General features: G+C 74.2%; 11 protein-coding genes. 9 read left to right on the top strand and 2 right to left on the bottom strand.

Going from position 1 to position 16,153, the window contains the following annotated elements:
• The first annotated feature begins 56 nt into the window (after nt 1–56).
• Together L3X23_RS31020 and L3X23_RS31015 are read left to right on the top strand one after the other, a co-directional pair.
• Nucleotides 57–1,517 (top strand): PspC domain-containing protein, encoded by a 1,461-nt coding sequence (locus L3X23_RS31020; protein WP_237196741.1) that lies wholly within the window; start codon nt 57–59, stop codon nt 1,515–1,517.
• A complete protein-coding gene (locus tag L3X23_RS31015; RefSeq protein ID WP_093077179.1) occupies nt 1,510–1,713 on the top strand; it encodes a hypothetical protein in 204 nt (67 codons plus the stop codon). The genes L3X23_RS31020 and L3X23_RS31015 overlap by 8 nt, the downstream gene beginning before the upstream one ends.
• A 9-nt stretch (nt 1,714–1,722) precedes the next feature.
• Here the strand turns inward: L3X23_RS31015 and guaA are convergent, their stop codons facing one another.
• Entirely contained in the window at nt 1,723–3,294 is a 1,572-nt protein-coding gene (gene guaA, locus L3X23_RS31010; RefSeq protein ID WP_237196739.1) for a glutamine-hydrolyzing GMP synthase, read from the bottom strand.
• Nucleotides 3,295–3,404: 110 nt separating this feature from the next.
• Here guaA and L3X23_RS31005 point away from each other — a divergent pair, with 110 nt between their 5' ends.
• The 5 genes from L3X23_RS31005 to L3X23_RS30985 all read left to right on the top strand — a co-directional run bounded on the left by L3X23_RS31005 (nt 3,405) and on the right by L3X23_RS30985 (nt 12,875).
• Nucleotides 3,405–6,683 carry a DUF2126 domain-containing protein gene (locus L3X23_RS31005; protein ID WP_237196736.1) on the top strand — a complete coding sequence of 1,093 codons (3,279 nt, stop codon included), beginning with the start codon at nt 3,405–3,407 and terminating at the stop codon, nt 6,681–6,683.
• A 2-nt stretch (nt 6,684–6,685) separates the two neighbouring features.
• A complete protein-coding gene (locus tag L3X23_RS31000) occupies nt 6,686–9,139 on the top strand; it encodes a circularly permuted type 2 ATP-grasp protein (protein ID WP_237196734.1) in 2,454 nt (817 codons plus the stop codon).
• Nucleotides 9,136–9,993 (top strand): transglutaminase family protein, encoded by an 858-nt coding sequence (locus tag L3X23_RS36400; RefSeq protein ID WP_237196732.1) that lies wholly within the window; start codon nt 9,136–9,138, stop codon nt 9,991–9,993. The genes L3X23_RS31000 and L3X23_RS36400 overlap by 4 nt, the downstream gene beginning before the upstream one ends.
• A gap of 8 nt (nt 9,994–10,001) precedes the next feature.
• A complete protein-coding gene (locus L3X23_RS30990; RefSeq protein WP_237196730.1) occupies nt 10,002–10,982 on the top strand; it encodes a putative zinc-binding metallopeptidase in 981 nt (326 codons plus the stop codon).
• 75 nt (nt 10,983–11,057) lie between these two features.
• The gene (locus L3X23_RS30985) at nt 11,058–12,875 is read left to right on the top strand and encodes a primary-amine oxidase (protein ID WP_237196727.1); all 1,818 of its coding nucleotides are present in this window, start codon (nt 11,058–11,060) and stop codon (nt 12,873–12,875) included.
• A gap of 47 nt (nt 12,876–12,922) precedes the next feature.
• On the opposite strand, the gene L3X23_RS30980 is transcribed toward L3X23_RS30985, so the two are convergent.
• Nucleotides 12,923–14,128, bottom strand: a complete 1,206-nt coding sequence (locus L3X23_RS30980) for a saccharopine dehydrogenase family protein (protein WP_237196725.1) — start codon at nt 14,126–14,128, stop codon at nt 12,923–12,925.
• A gap of 104 nt (nt 14,129–14,232) precedes the next feature.
• On the opposite strand from L3X23_RS30980, the gene L3X23_RS30975 reads away from it, so the two are divergent.
• Both L3X23_RS30975 and L3X23_RS30970 read left to right on the top strand, forming a co-directional pair.
• The gene (locus tag L3X23_RS30975; RefSeq protein WP_237196723.1) at nt 14,233–15,705 is read left to right on the top strand and encodes an APC family permease; all 1,473 of its coding nucleotides are present in this window, start codon (nt 14,233–14,235) and stop codon (nt 15,703–15,705) included.
• The gene (locus tag L3X23_RS30970; RefSeq protein WP_237196721.1) at nt 15,702–16,121 is read left to right on the top strand and encodes a universal stress protein; all 420 of its coding nucleotides are present in this window, start codon (nt 15,702–15,704) and stop codon (nt 16,119–16,121) included. Before L3X23_RS30975 ends, L3X23_RS30970 begins: the two co-directional genes overlap by 4 nt.
• Nucleotides 16,122–16,153 lie beyond the last annotated feature (32 nt).

Below are 16,153 nucleotides of genomic sequence, written 5' to 3'. Positions count from 1 at the left end.
CTTCTCGGGGTCGGCCCCGATACCGTGGGTGGGACGCGCGAGGGAGGGTCGGTGGCATGAGCAAACTCGACACCGCCGACGTCGGCTCGACGTTGCGGGACATGTGGGAGACGCGTCCCGCGCGGCCGCGCCGGGACCGGAAGGTCGCGGGTGTGGCCGCGGCGATCGCGCGGCGCTACGACATCGACCCCGTGCTGGTGCGCGTCGGGTTCGCGGTCGCGGCGGTGTACGGGATCGGGATCGCGTTCTACGTCGCGGGCTGGCTGCTGCTGCCCTCGGCGGAGGAGGACGACCCGCTCGACGGCGCGGGCGCCCGCCCCGCGGGCCACAGCATCGGCCCGGCGGCGTGGATCGCCGCCTGCGTGGTGCTGGTGGCGACCGGCGGGATCTTCTGGGGGGACAACGGCGGGTTCGTGCTCCCGGTGCTCGCCGTGCTGGTCCTGTTGTTCCTGCTGCACCGCAGCCGCGGCTCCCGGGGGCTGCCGCAGACCGATCCGGCGGCGGGTGCGGTGGGCGGATCCGCGGGCCGCACTGGCAGCGGATCCGCGGCCAGTGCCGCCGGGGGCGGATCCGCGGCCAGTGCGGGGGGCGGATCCGCTGCCAGTGCGGCAGGGAGCGCATCCGCTGCCAGTGCGGGGGGCGCATCCGCTGCCAGTGCGGCCGGGAGCGCATCCGCGGCCAGTGCAAAGGACGCGGCCGACACCACCGTCCCCGTGGACCCGGACGCCCCCACCGCGCACCTCGGCGTCGGCGCGCCCGAGGTCCACGCCGATCCCCTCGACCGCGGCACCCCGCCCGGGTGGGACCCGCTCGGCGCGGCCCCGTTCGCCTGGGACCTGCCCGAGCCCGCGCAGCCCGAGCCCGCTCCCGAGCCCGTGCGCCGCCGGTCCCGCCTCACCCCGATCACCCTCGCGCTGGCGCTGCTGGGCGGCGGTGTCGCGGGCGTGCTGGTGATGCTCACCTCCGGCCTGATGGGCCTGCCGATCGTCTTCGCGACGGCGCTGGCGATCGTCGGCCTCGGGCTGGTGGTCGGCTCGTTCGCCCGCACCGGCCGCGGCCTGATCCCGTTCGCCCTGGTCCTGGCCCTGCTGACCTGGGGTGCGGTCGAGACCCGCGGGATCCTGCCGACGCTCAGCCGAGACGTCGGGGAGATCAGCGTCGCCCCGACGGACGCCGCCGCGCTGGCCCCGCGCTACGACCGGAGCGCCGGGAGCATCACCCTCGACCTGTCCCAGCTGGACACCACGGTGCCCTCCGGAGCCGACGCCACCCCGATCCGCACGGCGGCGAGCGTCGGGCTGGGCGAGATCGTGGTGACCGTCCCGGCCGACGCGGACCTGACCGTCCGCGCCCACGCGGACCTGGGGGACGTCTCGTACGGCACCACCGACCAGGGCGGCACCGACGCCCAGCTGTCCGTGGTGGACGACCTGGGGGCGGACGGCGTCCGCTCCGGGCGACCGATCGAGCTCGACCTGCAGGCCGGTCTGGGCAGTGTGGAGGTGCGTCGTGGCTGAGCAGCGACCCGCTCGGACCCGGCGGATGCCGGACCTGTTCACCCTGCTCCTCGGGCTGGTGGCGCTGGGGGTCGCGGCCTCGGGGTTCGTCGGCCGCACCCCGGCGGACTTCGGGGTCGACGGCCGCTGGCTCCTCGCCGGGGGTGCGATCGCCCTCGGCCTGGTGCTGCTGGCCGCCAGCGTCAGCCGGCGCTGAGCCCCGCGCTCACTCCCACTCGATGGTGCCCGGCGGCTTGCTCGTGACGTCGAGGACCACCCGGTTCACCTCGGCCACCTCGTTGGTGATCCGGGTGGAGATCCGCTCCAGCACGTCGTAGGGCAGGCGCGTCCAGTCCGCGGTCATCGCGTCCTCGGAGCTCACCGGCCGCAGGACGACCGGGTGGCCGTAGGTGCGGCCGTCGCCCTGCACGCCGACGGACCGGACGTCCGCCAGCAGCACCACGGGGCACTGCCAGATCGAGCGGTCGAGGCCCGCGAGCGTGAGCTCCTCGCGGGCGATCGCGTCCGCCGCCCGCAGCGTCTCGAGGCGCTGCTTGTCGACCGCGCCGATGATCCGGATCCCGAGCCCGGGGCCGGGGAAGGGCTGGCGGGCGACGATGACCTCGGGCAGGCCGAGCTGGGCGCCGACCGCGCGGACCTCGTCCTTGAACAACGCCCGCAGCGGCTCGACCAGGGCGAACTCGATGTCGTCCGGCAGGCCGCCGACGTTGTGGTGGCTCTTGATCGTGGCGGTGCCGGTGCCCCCGCCGGACTCGACGACGTCCGGGTAGAGCGTCCCCTGCACCAGAAAGTCGACAGTGTGCCCAGCGGGGTGGTCGGCTCCGTTGTTCGCGATCACGTCCGCGGTCGCCGCCTCGAAGACCCGGATGAACTCCCGGCCGATGATCTTGCGCTTCTCCTCGGGGTCGGTGACCCCGGCGAGCGCGGCCAGGAACCGCGCCTCGACGTCCACCGTGTGCAGTGTGGCCCCGGTCGCGGCGACGAAGTCCTTCTCGACCTGCTCGCGCTCCCCGGCCCGCAGCAGCCCGTGGTCGACGAACACGCAGGTCAGCCGGTCGCCGATGGCCCGCTGGACGAGCGCGGCGGCCACCGCGGAGTCCACCCCGCCGGAGAGCCCGCAGATCGCGTGCCCGTCTCCGACCTGTTCCCGGATCGCGGCGACGGTCTCGTCGATGATCGAGGCGGTGGTCCACGACGGGCGGATTCCCGCGACCTCGTGCAGGAAGCGGCGCAGCACCTCCTGGCCGTGCGGGGAGTGCCCGACCTCGGGGTGGTACTGCACGCCGGCGAGCCTGCGCTCGGTGTCCTCGAAGGCCGCCACCGCCACGCGGTCCGTCGACGCGGTCACGGTGAAGCCCTCGGGCGCGCGGGTCACGGAGTCACCGTGCGACATCCACACCGGGTGCTCGGCGGGCAGGCCCGCGTGCAGCACCCCGGAGGCCTCGACGTGGACGGACGTGCGCCCGTACTCGCGGGTCCCGTCCGGCGCGACCTCGCCGCCGAGGGCCTGCGCCATGGCCTGGAAGCCGTAGCACATGCCGAAGACCGGGATCCCGGCCTCGAAGAGGGCGGGATCGACCGGCGGCGCCCCCTCGGCGTAGACCGAGGACGGCCCGCCCGAGAGGATCACCGCGGCCGGTCTCCTGGCGATGATCTCGGCGACGGGGGTCGACGACGGCACGATCTCCGAGTAGACCTGCGCCTCCCGCACCCGACGGGCGATGAGCTGCGCATACTGGGCGCCGAAGTCCACGACGAGCACGGTGGGTGTGTCCACCCCACCAGGGTAAACGGCGACCGCCGTCACTCCGCCCCGGCGGGCTCCCCCTGTGATCTGTCACCTGTGCGCAACGTCCGACGGGCCCGGACCGGGAACAATCCACCCACGTGAGCATCCGCGTGGCCCTCGAGCACCGCACGCACTACGCGTTCGACCGTCCGGTGAAGATCGGGCCGCACACCGTGCGCCTGCGTCCCGCGCCGCACTGTCGCACGCCGGTCGAGAGCTACTCGCTCACGGTCGAGCCGTCGCCGCACTTCGTGAACTGGCAGCAGGACGCGCACTCCAACCAGCTGGCCCGGGTGGTCTTCCCGGAGCCCGCCACGAGCCTCACGTTCACCGTCGACCTCGTCGCGGACATGACGGTGATCAACCCGTTCGACTTCTTCCTCGAGGAGTACGCCGAGCGCTTCGGCTTCGCCTACCCGGCCGAGCTCGGCGCGGACCTGGAGCCCTACCTGCGCCGGGTCGAGCACGGCGCGCCCCTGCAGACGCTGCTCGGCCGCATCCCCCGGTCCGACGCCCCGATCGTGTCCTTCCTCGTCGACGTCAACCGCGCGGTGCGTGACGTCGTGGACTACTCGGTCCGCATGGAGCCCGGCGTCCAGACCCCGGACGAGACCCTGACCCGGGGCATCGGGTCGTGCCGCGACTCGGCGTGGCTGCTCGTCGCGCTGCTGCGCGAGCTCGGCCTGGCCGCCCGGTTCGTGTCCGGCTACCTCGTCCAGCTCGCGCCCGACGCCGTGCCCGGGGTGCCCGCGCCCACCTTCCACCAGGACTTCACCGACCTGCACGCCTGGGCCGAGGTGTTCGTCCCGGGCGCCGGGTGGATCGGGCTCGACGCCACGTCCGGGCTGCTGGCGGGCGAGGGCCACATCCCGCTCGCCGCCACTCCGTCGCCCCGGCACGCGGCCCCCATCTCCGGGCTGATCGACCCGTGCGTGTCCACCCTGGACTTCTCCAACACGGTCACCCGGATCCACGAGGACCCGCGGGTCACGGCGCCCTACTCGGAGCCGCAGCGCGAGCGCATCGCGGTGCTGGGCGGCCGGATCGACGACCTCCTCGAGGCGGGGGACGTCCGGCTGACCATGGGCGGCGAGCCGACCTTCGTCTCGACGACCGACATGGCCAGTCCGCAATGGACCGTCGCGGCGGACGGCGAGGACAAGCGCCGCATGGCGGACGCGCTCGCGGCGAGGCTCAAGGCCCACTACGCCCCCGACGGCGTGGTCCACCGCGGGCAGGGGAAGTGGTACCCGGGCGAGCCGCTGCCGCGCTGGCAGACCGCGCTGATCTGGCGGGCGGACGGCGAGCCGCTCTGGGGCGACCAGTCCCTGCTGGCGACCCCGTCCGAGCCGGGCACGGCCACCGCGGCGGACGCCGCCCGGGTCGCCGCGGGCAGCGCGGAGCTGCTGGGGATCGAGCCGGAGCACGTCCACCCGCTCTACGAGGACCGGCTGCACGAGGTCGTCGCCGAGGCGCGGCTGCCCGACGGCGAGCCGCCCGCGGCGGACGTCGACCCGGAGGAGCCGCTGGACCGGGACGCGCGCCTGGCGATCGTCGACCGGCTCGACGCCGCCACCCCGGAGCCGGTGGCCTGGGCGGTCCCGCTGCACCGCACCGAGGAGGACACCTGGGGCACGACGACCTGGACCACCCGCCGCGGCCGGGTCACCCTGGTCCCCGGCGACTCCCCCGCGGGCCTGCGCATGCCCATCGCGGCCCTGGCCTGGACCCCGGCGCCGGGGCAGCCGGACCCGTCGAGCTTCCGCGTCCGCCCGCCGCTCCCGACCACGTCCCCCGGCACCGTCGCCACCCCCGCCACGGTGGTCCCGCGCGAGGAGGCCCCGACCACCGCACTGGTCGTCGAGGAGCGGGGCGGGCACGTCCACGTCTTCCTGCCCCCGCTGGCCGAGGCCGCCCACGCCGTCGAGCTCCTCGGGGTGGTCGAGCACGCCGCCCGCGAGGCCGGCGTGCCGGTGGTGCTGGAGGGCTACGCCCCACCCGGCGACCCGCGCACCCGCACCCTCACGGTGACCCCGGACCCCGGCGTCATCGAGGTGAACGTGCACCCGACCGGCAGCTGGCCGGAGCTCACCGAGCTGACCGGCACGCTGCACCGGCTGGCGCACGAGGTCGGGCTCGGGGCGGAGTCCTTCGCCCTCGACGGCCGCCACACCGGCACCGGCGGCGGCAACCACATCACCCTCGGCGGCCCCACCCCGGCGGACAGCCCGCTGCTGCGCAGACCGGACCTGCTCGTCTCGATGCTCACCTACTGGCAGCAGCACCCGAGCCTGTCCTACCTGTTCAGCGGCACGTTCATCGGCCCCACCAGCCAGGCGCCGCGGGTCGACGAGGGCCGCCACGAGACCCTCTACGAGCTGGAGATCGCGTTCGCCGAGCTGGACCGGCTCGCCCAGAAGAACGACGGCACGGGCGAGATCCGGCCCTGGCACGTCGACCGCGCCCTGCGCCACCTGCTGACCGACATCACCGGCAACACCCACCGCGCCGAGTTCTGCATCGACAAGCTGTTCAGCCCCGACTCCGAGCGCGGCAGGCTGGGCCTGCTCGAGCTGCGCGGCTTCGAGATGCCCCCGCACCCGGACATGGCGCTGGTCCAGGCGCTCCTCGTGCGGGCGCTCGTCGCGCGGTTCTGGGCCGACCCCTACCGCGGGAAGCTCGTCCGCTGGGGCACCCGCCTGCACGACGCGTTCCTGCTCCCGGCGTTCGTCGAGGCGGACGTCACCGAGGTGGTCGCGGACCTGAACGAGCACGGCATCGCGTTCGAGAAGAGCTGGCTGGACCCTTTCCTGGAGTTCCGCTTCCCGCGGCTGGGCCGGGTCGAGGTGGCGGGCACCACCCTGGAGCTGCGCAGCGCGATCGAGCCGTGGCACGTGCTGGGCGAGGAGATGTCCTCCGGCGGCGTCGCGCGGTACGTGGACTCCTCCGTCGAGCGGGTGCAGATCGAGGTCACCGGGGCGCTGTCGGAGCGCTACGTCGTGACCTGCAACGGCGTGCCGGTGCCGCTGCACCCCGCCGCGACCTCCGACGGCCGGGTGGCGGGGATCCGCTACCGGGCGTGGGCCCCGCCGTCCGCGCTGCACCCCACGATCGGCGTGCACTCGCCGCTGGTCTTCGACCTGGTCGACACCTGGAACGAGCGCTCGCTGGGCGGCTGCACCTACCACGTCGTCCACCCCGGCGGCCGCGCCTACGAGCACTACCCGGTCAACGCGAACGAGGCCGAGGCCCGCCGCAACGCCCGATTCACCCCGTACGGGCACTCGCCCGGACCCGTCGACACCAGCCTGTGGAAGGCTGACCCGACCGGCGAGTACCCCCGAACCCTCGATCTCCGCCGCCACAACCAGAGGTGACCGTGCACGACGAGATGCGGGACGGCACCGGCGCCGTCCGGCCTCTCTGGGCCGGGCTCGCCGGGGTGCTCGACGGCGCGGGTCCGGACGGCCTGGCGGCCCGCCGGGCGGACACCCGGCGGCTGCTGGCGGACGACGGGGTCGCCTACCACCCGCCCGGTGCCGAGACCGAGCAGCTCTGGGAGCTCGACCCGCTGCCGCTGATCATCGACGGCGCCGAGTGGGCGGGCCTCGAACGCGGCGTGGCCCAGCGGGCCGAGCTGTTCGACCGGCTCCTGCGAGACCTCTACGGCCCCCGCTCGGTGATCACCCGCGGGCTGCTGCCGGTGGAGGTCGTCGACGGGCACCCGGGCTACCTGCACGCGTGGCGCCGCCCCGCCGGGGCCCCCGCACGCCGCGAGCTGTTCCTGTCCGCGGTGGACCTGGGCCGCTCCCCCGACGGCTGGGTGGTGCTCGACGACCGCGTCCAGGCCCCGTCCGGCGCCGGGTACGCGATGGCGAACCGCCGGGTCGTCGCGCGGGTGCTCTCGGCGCTGCACCGTCGCTCCGGGATCCGGAGGCTGGGCCCGTTCTTCGAGGCCATGCGCACGGGCCTGCGCGGCGGGCGGGATCCCGAGGACCAGCGGGTCGTGCTGCTCAACCCCGGCCCGGACTCCGAGACCGCCTACGAGCAGGCCCTGCTGTCCGCGCTGCTCGGCGTGCCGCTGGTGCTCGGCTCCGAGCTCACGGTCCGCGAGGGCAGGCTCTGGCAGCACACGCTGGGCAGGCTGGACCCCGTGGACGTCGTGCTGCGCAGGCTCGACGCCGAGTGGTGCGACCCCCTCGACCTGCGCCCGGACTCCCGGCTCGGGGTCCCCGGGCTGGTCGAGACCGCGCGGCTCGGCACGGTCTCGGTGCTCAACGGCCTCGGCGCGGGCGTCGCGGAGAACCCCGGCCTGGTCCCGTTCCTGCCCGCGCTCTGCCGCGCCCTGCTCGGCGAGGAGCTGCTGCTGCCCGGGACACCCACCTGGTGGTGCGGCGACCCGCGGGCGTTCGCCCACGTCCGCGCCCGTCTCGACGAGCTGGTGCTCACCCCGGTCGTCCGCGGCGGGCAGGCCGTCCGCGGTGCGGGGCTCTCCGGCGCGCAGCGCGAGGACCTGCTCGCCCGGATCGCCGCCGAGCCGCACGCCTGGGCCGCACAGCGCGAGCCCGTCCTGTCCACGGCGCCCACGATCACCGACGCGGGTGCCGCGGACCGGCCGGTCGCGTTGCGGACCTTCACCGTCGCCTCCGGCACCGGCTGGGAGGTGCTCGACGGTGGCCTGGGCTCGGTCCCGGCGGGCACCCTGCTCCGCGACGGGGTCGCGACGCCCGCCAAGGACGTCTGGGTGGTCGGCGAGCGCGCCGAGCCCACCGGGCGGCCGGTGTTCGGCACCGACGAGGCGGTGCCCGCGCCTGCGCCCGGCGGGGTGTCCCCGCGCGTCGCCGAGGACCTGTTCTGGCTGGGCCGCTACTCGGAGCGGGCCGAGGACACCGCGCGGCTGCTGCGCGCGGTCACCGATCGCTGGGCGGACTTCCAGTCCACCCCGGATCCCGCGGGCGCCAACGCGCTGCGCGCCCTGCTGACGGCCACCACGGCGACCACCCGCACCGCACCGGGCTTCGGCCCGCTGCTCGCCGACGCCCACCGGGTGGCCCCGGACGGCCCGGCCGCGATCAGCGCCGAGCTGCGGTCACTGCTCCGCGACCGGGACCGCGCGGGCACCCTCGGGTTCGCCGTGCACCGGCTCACCCGCGCCGCGCAGGCCGTCCGCGAGCTGCTGTCCACCGACACCTGGCTGGTCCTGGGCCGGCTGGACGCCGTGCTCGCCGACATCACCACCGAGGACGCCTCGGACGGGCTCAACCGGGTCCTGGAGGCGCTGCTGGCCCTCGCGGGCATCGCCGCGGAGTCGCTGGTCCGAGACGCCGGGTGGCGGCTGCTCGACGCGGGACGCCGGATCGAGCGCGCCCAGCACGTCGTCGCGCTGCTGGGGGCGACGCTGTGCGACGCGCCCCGCGGCACGGCGGACCGGCTCGTCGTGGAGTCGGTGACGATCGCCGCCGAGTCCGTGATCACCCACCGGCGGCGCAACGCGGGCCGACCCGGCGTCGCCCCCCTGCTCGCGCTGCTGCTCACCGACGGGGAGAACCCGCGCGCGGTCGCCTACCAGCTCGCCCGGCTCACCGACGACCTCGCGCACCTGCCCGGCACGGTCCCGGAGGCGCTCGACGCCGCGGTCCGCGCCCTCGCCGAGGCCGACCTCGTCGCCGTCGCGGCCCGGGACTCGGCCAGCGGCACCCGCCCCGCGCTGCGCGCCCTGCTCACCGGCCTCGGCGCCGACCTCGACCGACTGGCGGACGAGATCGCCGCCGCGCACTTCGCCCCCGCCCCCGGGCCGCGGCCCTACGACCCGCTGGTGGCGGTGGCCTCGTGACGACCTACCGGGTCACCCACCGGACCACCTACACCTACGACGACGACGTCACGACCAGCTTCGGGCGCGCCCACCTGCTCCCCCGCACCCAGCCCGACCAGCGGTGTGCCGACGCCCGGGTGCGCCTGGACCCGGAGCCGGACGAGCTGCGCGAGCACACGGACGCCTTCGGCAACCGCTCCACGTACTTCTGCGTGCGCCGCCCGCACCGCGAGCTGACCGTCCTCGCGCAGAGCACCGTCACCGTGGACCGGGCGGTGGTGCCGCCCGCGCTGCGGCCGTGGGAGCAGGTGCGCGCGGCCGTGCCCGTCGAGGCCCGGCCGTTCGTCCTGCCGAGCCCCCGGCTGCCGGTGCAGGTGGGCGTCGCCGCGTACGCCGCGCCGTCCTTCCCGCCCGGGCGCCCGCTCGGGGAGGCCGCCGCGGACCTGTGCCGCCGCATCCACGACGACTTCGACTACGTCTCCGGGTCGACCACCGTCCGGTCCACGGTCACCGACCTGCTGACCGGCGGCGAGGGCGTCTGCCAGGACTTCGCGCACCTCGCGGTGGCCGGGCTGCGCAGCCGCGGGCTGCCCGCCCGCTACGTCAGCGGGTACCTGGAGACCCTGCCGCCGCCCGGAAAGCCGAAGCTGCGCGGCGTCGACGCCTCGCACGCGTGGTTCTCGGTGTGGACCGGGGACGGCTGGCTCGATCTCGACCCGACGAACGACCGCGTGGTCGACGAGCAGTTCGTGGTGCTCGCCCACGGCCGCGACTACGGCGACGTGCCCCCGCTCAAGGGCGTGATCTTCACGGACTCGGCCGAGAGTGTGATGGCGGTGTCCGTGGACATGGAACGGGTCGAGGAGGGGTAAGAAGCGCCGTGCGCGCCTTCTCCTGCCCGAACTGTTCCTCGCTCGTCTACTTCGAGAACTCCGTCTGTCTGCACTGCTCCACGGAGATCAGCTACTCCCGCCCGGCCCGGGCGATGGTCCGCACGAGCGAGGGCACGCCGTGCGCGAACGTGGTCGCCGCGACCTGCAACTGGCTCGCCGACCACGGCCCGCTCTGCGACTCCTGCGCGCTGACCCGGACCCGCCCCGCGGACGACGACGCGGACGGCATGGCCGCCTTCGCCCTCACCGAGCAGGCCAAGCGCCGCCTGGTCTACCAGCTCGACGACCTGGGCCTCCCGCTCGCCGACCGGGTGACGGACCCCGTCGGGGGCCTGGCCTTCGACCTGCTGTCCAGCGCTCGGGAGCCGGTGACGACGGGACACGCGTCGGGCGTGGTGACCCTCGACCTGGCCGAGGGGGACGCCGGGCACCGCGAGCAGATGCGCGTGCAGCTCGCCGAGCCCTACCGGACCCTGCTCGGGCACCTGCGGCACGAGACCGGGCACTGGTACTGGGAGGTGCTCGTCGGCCGGGGCGGTCCGCTCGCGGAGTTCCGCTCGCTGTTCGGCGACGAGACCTACTCCTACGCCGAGGCGCTCGAGAAGCACTACGACTCCACCCCGACCGGCTGGGAGGACACCCACGTGTCCGCCTACGCCACCATGCACCCGTGGGAGGACTGGGCGGAGACCTTCGCCCACTACCTGCACATCCGGGACACCTCGCAGACCGCCGCGGCCTTCGGCATCAGCGTCGACGGCCCGCTCTCCGCCGAGCCCGAGGAGTCCGAGAAGGACTTCGACGCGATCGTCGCGGCCTGGCTGCCGCTCACCACGGCGCTGAACATGGTCAACCGGTCGATGGGCTACGAGGACCTCTACCCGTTCGTCCTCGCCCCCGCGGTGCTGGACAAGCTCCGGTTCGTCCACGACCTCGTGGTCGCCCGCCCCGCCTACACCCCCGCCTGACCCCGCCCGTGCGTGGTAAGTGGTGCCAGAGCACCACTTACCACTCACGAGCGGCGGAGCCGCATACTCACGCTCGTGACCCATCCGCTGGATCCGCTGTCCGCCGACGAGATCCGCGCCGCCGCCGCGATCCTGCGCGCGGAGGGCGTCGCCCGGCCGGACTGGCGGATCGCCACGATCGCGCTCGTCGAGCCGCGCAAGGACGTGGTCGCCGGGCACCGGCCGGGGCACTCCGTGCTGCGCGAGGCCGCGGTGACCGCGTGGAACCTGCGGGAGGGGACCGTGGTCCGCGCCGTCGTGTCGCTGACCGGCGGGTCCGTCCTCGACTGGGCGATCGTGCCCGGGGTGCAGCCGAACGTCACGGTGGACGAGTGGCACGAGTGCGACGCGGCGATGCGGGCCCACCCCGACGTGGTCGCCGCGCTGCGCGGGCGCGGGATCGACGATCCGTCGCTGACCCTGGTCGACGTCTGGACCTACGGCGCGGACGCCCCCTACCCGGGCCGCGTCGGCTGGTGCGACGTCTGGCTGCGCGCGGCCCCCGGCGCCAACCCGTACGCGCACCCCGTGGCCGGCCTGAAGCTGATCGTCGACCTGAACACCATGGAGCTGCGCGAGATCGTCGACCGCGGCGACCCGGGGCGCCCGGAGGTCACCGCCGAGTACGCCGCCGATCACACCGACCTCCCGACCCGCGAGCCGCTGCGGCCCCTGCACATCCACCAGCCGGACGGCCCGTCGTTCGCCCTCGACGGGTACGGGCTGACCTGGGCGAACTGGAACCTGCGCGTCGGCTTCACCCCGCGCGAGGGGCTGGTCCTGCACCAGCTGCGGTGGGACGAGCGGCCCGTCGCCCACCGGCTGAGCTTCGCCGAGATGGTCGTCCCCTACCGTGACCCGACGCCCGAGCACGCCGACCGCACCGCCTTCGACATCGGCGAGTGGGGCCTCGGCTTCATGACGACCTCGCTCACCCTGGGCTGCGACTGCCTCGGCGAGATCCGCTATCTCGACGCCTGCGTCAACGACTCGGCGGGCGAGCCCGTCGAGATCCCGAACGCGATCTGCCTCCACGAGGAGGACGACGGCGTGCTGTGGAAGCACGTGGACGGCGAGCGGGGCGCGGAGGTCCGCCGGTCCCGGCGGCTGGTGATCTCCTCGCACGTCACCGTGGCGAACTACGACTACCTGATCTACTGGCGCCTGTACCTCGACGGCCGCATCGAGTGCGAGGTCCGCGCCACGGGGATCATGGTGACCACGCCGTTCGTCGGGGAGGCGCCCGAGTACGGCACGGTCGTCGACACCCGGACCTACGCGCCGATCCACCAGCACTTCATCGTCGCGCGGCTGGACCTGGACGTCGACGGCGAGCGGAACACCGTCGTCATGAGCGAGACCGAGCTCGTGCCGGACGACCCCACCGGCATGGGGCTGCGGCAGCGCCGCGTCCCGCTGCGCACGGAGCAGGAGGGGATCCAGGACGTGTCCTGGGCGACCCAACGCACGTGGAAGGTCGTCAACCCGGAGCGTGGGACCGCGTACACGCTGGTCCCGGGCGCGGCGATCCCGCCGCTCCTGCCCGAGCACGCCCCCGTCCTGCGCCGGGCCCGGGCCATCGCCCACCAGCTCTGGGTGACCCCCTTCGCGCGCGACGAGCGGTGGCCCTGCGGCGAGTTCGTGGTGCAGTCCGCGGAGGACACGGGCCTGCCCGAGTGGACGGCGGAGGACCGCGGGATCGAGAACGAGGACGTCGTGCTCTGGTACGTCTTCGGCATCCACCACGTCCCCCGGCCGGAGGACTGGCCGGTGATGCCCGTGGACACGGTGCGCTTCGACCTCAAGCCGACGGGCTTCTTCCGCAGCAACCCGGCCCTCGACCTCCCCGGCTGAACGCATTATGGAGCCATAATGGCCATTTCCGGGGGTCGACACGGCAGTTATGGCTCCATAATGCGGTCCTCGCGGAGCGCCCAGGGCGAGCCGTAGGCCGTCAGCAGGTCGAGGAACGGTCGCGCGTCGAAGGACTCGGGGCCGCGGACCCCGGCGCCCGCCCACACCCCGGTCACGATCAGCTCCAACGCCACCACCGGGTTGACGCCGGTCTGCCACACCACCGCCTGGCAGCCGTACTCGCGCATCGACCACTCGTTGTCGACGACGTGGTGCAGGTAGACCGCGCGGGGCGCGCCGTCGGGGCCGAGCCCGGTCACCCGCACGCCGGCGCAGGTCGTGCCGGTCATCTCCAGCGTCGCCGGGTCCGGGAGGCAGGCGGCGACCACCTCGCGCGGGCTGACCTCGGCGTACCCGTCGCCCGCGCGGACCTTCACCGGCGTGGTCGCGTCGAGGCCCAGCTCGTGCAGCATCCGCAGCACCCCGATCACCTCGGCGCCGAGGCCGTACTTGAACGTGACCCGCTGCGCGTCGAGCCACCGCGGGATCAGCAGCACCTCCTCGTGCTCGACGTTCACGCACTCCAGCGGCCCGATCCCGGCCGGGAAGTCGAACACCTCGGGCTCGGAGAACGGCTCGGTGGTGAACCAGCCGCGCCCGCGCTCCCAGACGACCGGCGGGTTCAGGCACTCCTCGATCAGCGTCCAGATCGAGAAGGGCGGGGCGAATCCGCGACCGGGCACGGCGAGGTTCGCGCCGTCCCGGACGTCGAACGCGTGCACCTCGGAGAACAGGTGATCGGCGGCGTAGCGGGCGAAGACGTCCGACAGCCCGGGCTCCACCCCCATCCCCACCAGCGCCAGCACGCCCACCTCGGCGAACCGCTCGGCCAGCGCGAACTGCTCCTCCCCGAGCATCCGACCCGACGCGACGTCCGACATGGACATCGCCATGTCCAGATAGGTCACCCGGGTGGCGAGACAGGCCCGGAACAGCGGCATCACGAAGCGGGGGTCGCAGGCGTTCAGCACGGCGTCGACCCGGTGCGCCCGGATCAGCTCCTCGACGGCGCCGCGGTCCGCGGCGTCGACCCGCGCGGCGACGAACCGGGGATCACCCACCTTCGCGACGACGGCCTCGGCCCGGCCGAGCTCGTAGTCGGCCACCACCATCGCCTCGACGAACCCCCGGCGGGCCGCCACCGCGGCGCTCGCGCCCCCGACCCCGCCCGCACCGACCAGAAGGATCCGCATGCCTGCGGATCGTGGCGGGCCGTTCCCGATCCGGTCAATGCTCGCTAACCAGACGTAACCCGCCGACACTTGTGGGAGACACGGTCGTGCGGCCCAATGATCCGATGACGACCGCACCCCCGGACCGGGCGGAGCTGAAACCGGGCGCCATCACGTTCCTCGACGCGCTGGTCATCGGGCTCGCGTCGACGAGCCCCGCCTACTCGCTGGCGGCGGTGATCGGGCCGGTGGTCGCGCTCGTCGGGGTCTACGCGCCCGGCGTGCTGCTGGCCTCGTTCGTCCCGATGCTGTTGATCGCCTCGGCCTTCTTCTACCTGAACAAGGTGGACCAGGACTGCGGCACCACGTTCTCCTGGGTCACCCGGGCCCTGGGGCCGTGGCTCGGGTGGATCGGCGGCTGGGCCATCGCGATGACCGGGGTGCTGGTCGTCGGGTCGCTGGCGGACGTCGCGGTGCGGTTCGGCCTGCTCACGGTGGGTCTCGACGCCTGGACCGAGAGCACGCCGCTCGTCGTCACGCTGAGCTGCGTGGTCATCCTGATCATGACCGCGGTGTGCGTGCTGGGCACCGAGATCTCGGCGCGGTTCCAGAACGTCCTGATCCTCGCCCAGATGGTCTCGCTCCTGGTCTTCGCCGGGGTGGCGCTGGGGCGGGCCGTCGCCGGGGACGCGTCGGAGGACGCGCTGACGCCGTCGCTGTCCTGGCTGAACCCGTTCGGCGAGGGCGGGTCCGCGCTGACGGCCGGCCTGCTGCTCGGGGTGTTCGTGTACTGGGGCTGGGAGTCCGCGGTCAACCTCACCGAGGAGACCGAGGACTCCGCCACCGCCCCCGGCCGGGCGGGCATCTTCTCGACGATCGTGCTGCTGGTGACCTACCTGGCCGTCGCCTACGCCGTCGTCGCGTTCGCGGGGACCACGTTCCTGGCCGACAACGCGGGCGAGGAGGAGCAGATCTTCGCCGTGCTCGGCGAGCAGGTGCTCGGCGGGTGGGACTGGGTCCTGCTGCTCTCGGTGGCGACCTCGGCGCTGGCGTCGACCCAGACGACGATCATCCCGGCATCGAGGACCGGGCTGTCGATGGCGCGTCGGGCCGCCCTGCCCCGCCGCCTCGCCCACATCAGCCCGCGCTTTCGCACCCCCGACGTCTCGACCTGGGTCGTCGCCGCCATCGCCATCGGCTGGTACGTGCTGGCCAACATCATCAGCGAGAACGCGCTGTTCGACTCGCTCACCGCGTTGTCGCTGCTCATCGCGTTCTACTACTCGCTCACCGGCATCGCCTGCGCGGTGTACCACCGCGAGCAGCTGTTCCGCAGCGTCAAGAACCTCCTGCTCATCGGGCTCGGCCCGGTGGTGGGCGCGGGCCTGCTGATCTGGCTGCTCGTCCGCTCCGTCTCCGACCTCAACGACCCCGAGGCCAGCTCCAGCGGCACCACCTGGTTCGGGCTGGGGCCGCCGCTGGTCATCGGCATCGTGATCTTCCTGATCGGTATCGTCGTGATGGTCGGCTGGCGGCTGCGGGACCGCACGTTCTGGCAGGAACGACCCGGCGTCGCGCCCGAGGAGGTCTCGTCGTGAGCGCGATCGTGCTGGGTTACGACTCGTCCCCGGGTGCGGCGCGGGCGCTGGACCTCGCGGTCGAGCTGGCGTCGTCGCTCGGGGCCCCGCTCGTCCTGGTCCACGGGGTGGCGCCACCCGGGCAGGTCGGCGAGGAGGCGGGCGAGGCGCGGCACGCGCTCGAGTCGCTCGCCCAGGAGATCCTGGCCCCGGCGGTCGAGACCGCGCGGGCCGCGGGCGTCCCGGTCACCACCGAGCTCGTCGCCGACCAGCCCGCCGCCGCGCTGGTGAAGGTGGCCGACGCGCACGACGCGCGGGTCATCGTCGTCGGGACCTGGAACGAGAGCCCCTGGCGCGGGGCGCTGTTCGGCTCGGTCGCCCACAAGCTGCTGCAGGTCTCCGACCGCCCCGTCCTCTGCGTGCCCGCCGCCGTCTGACGCGCCGACCCCGGTTGCGGAGCCCCGGTGGG

The sequence above is a fragment of the Pseudonocardia sp. WMMC193 genome (assembly GCF_021728735.1).
GTDB lineage: Bacteria > Actinomycetota > Actinomycetes > Mycobacteriales > Pseudonocardiaceae > Pseudonocardia > Pseudonocardia oroxyli.
This window is presented reverse-complemented; position numbering and strand designations above follow the sequence as displayed.

Coding starts and splice junctions, on each gene's coding strand:
- L3X23_RS31020 (WP_237196741.1), top strand. CDS start 57: ATGAGCAAACTCGACACCGCCGACGTCGGCTCGACGTTGCGGGACATG.
- L3X23_RS30980 (WP_237196725.1), bottom strand. CDS start 14,128: ATGCGGATCCTTCTGGTCGGTGCGGGCGGGGTCGGGGGCGCGAGCGCC.
- L3X23_RS30975 (WP_237196723.1), top strand. CDS start 14,233: ATGACGACCGCACCCCCGGACCGGGCGGAGCTGAAACCGGGCGCCATC.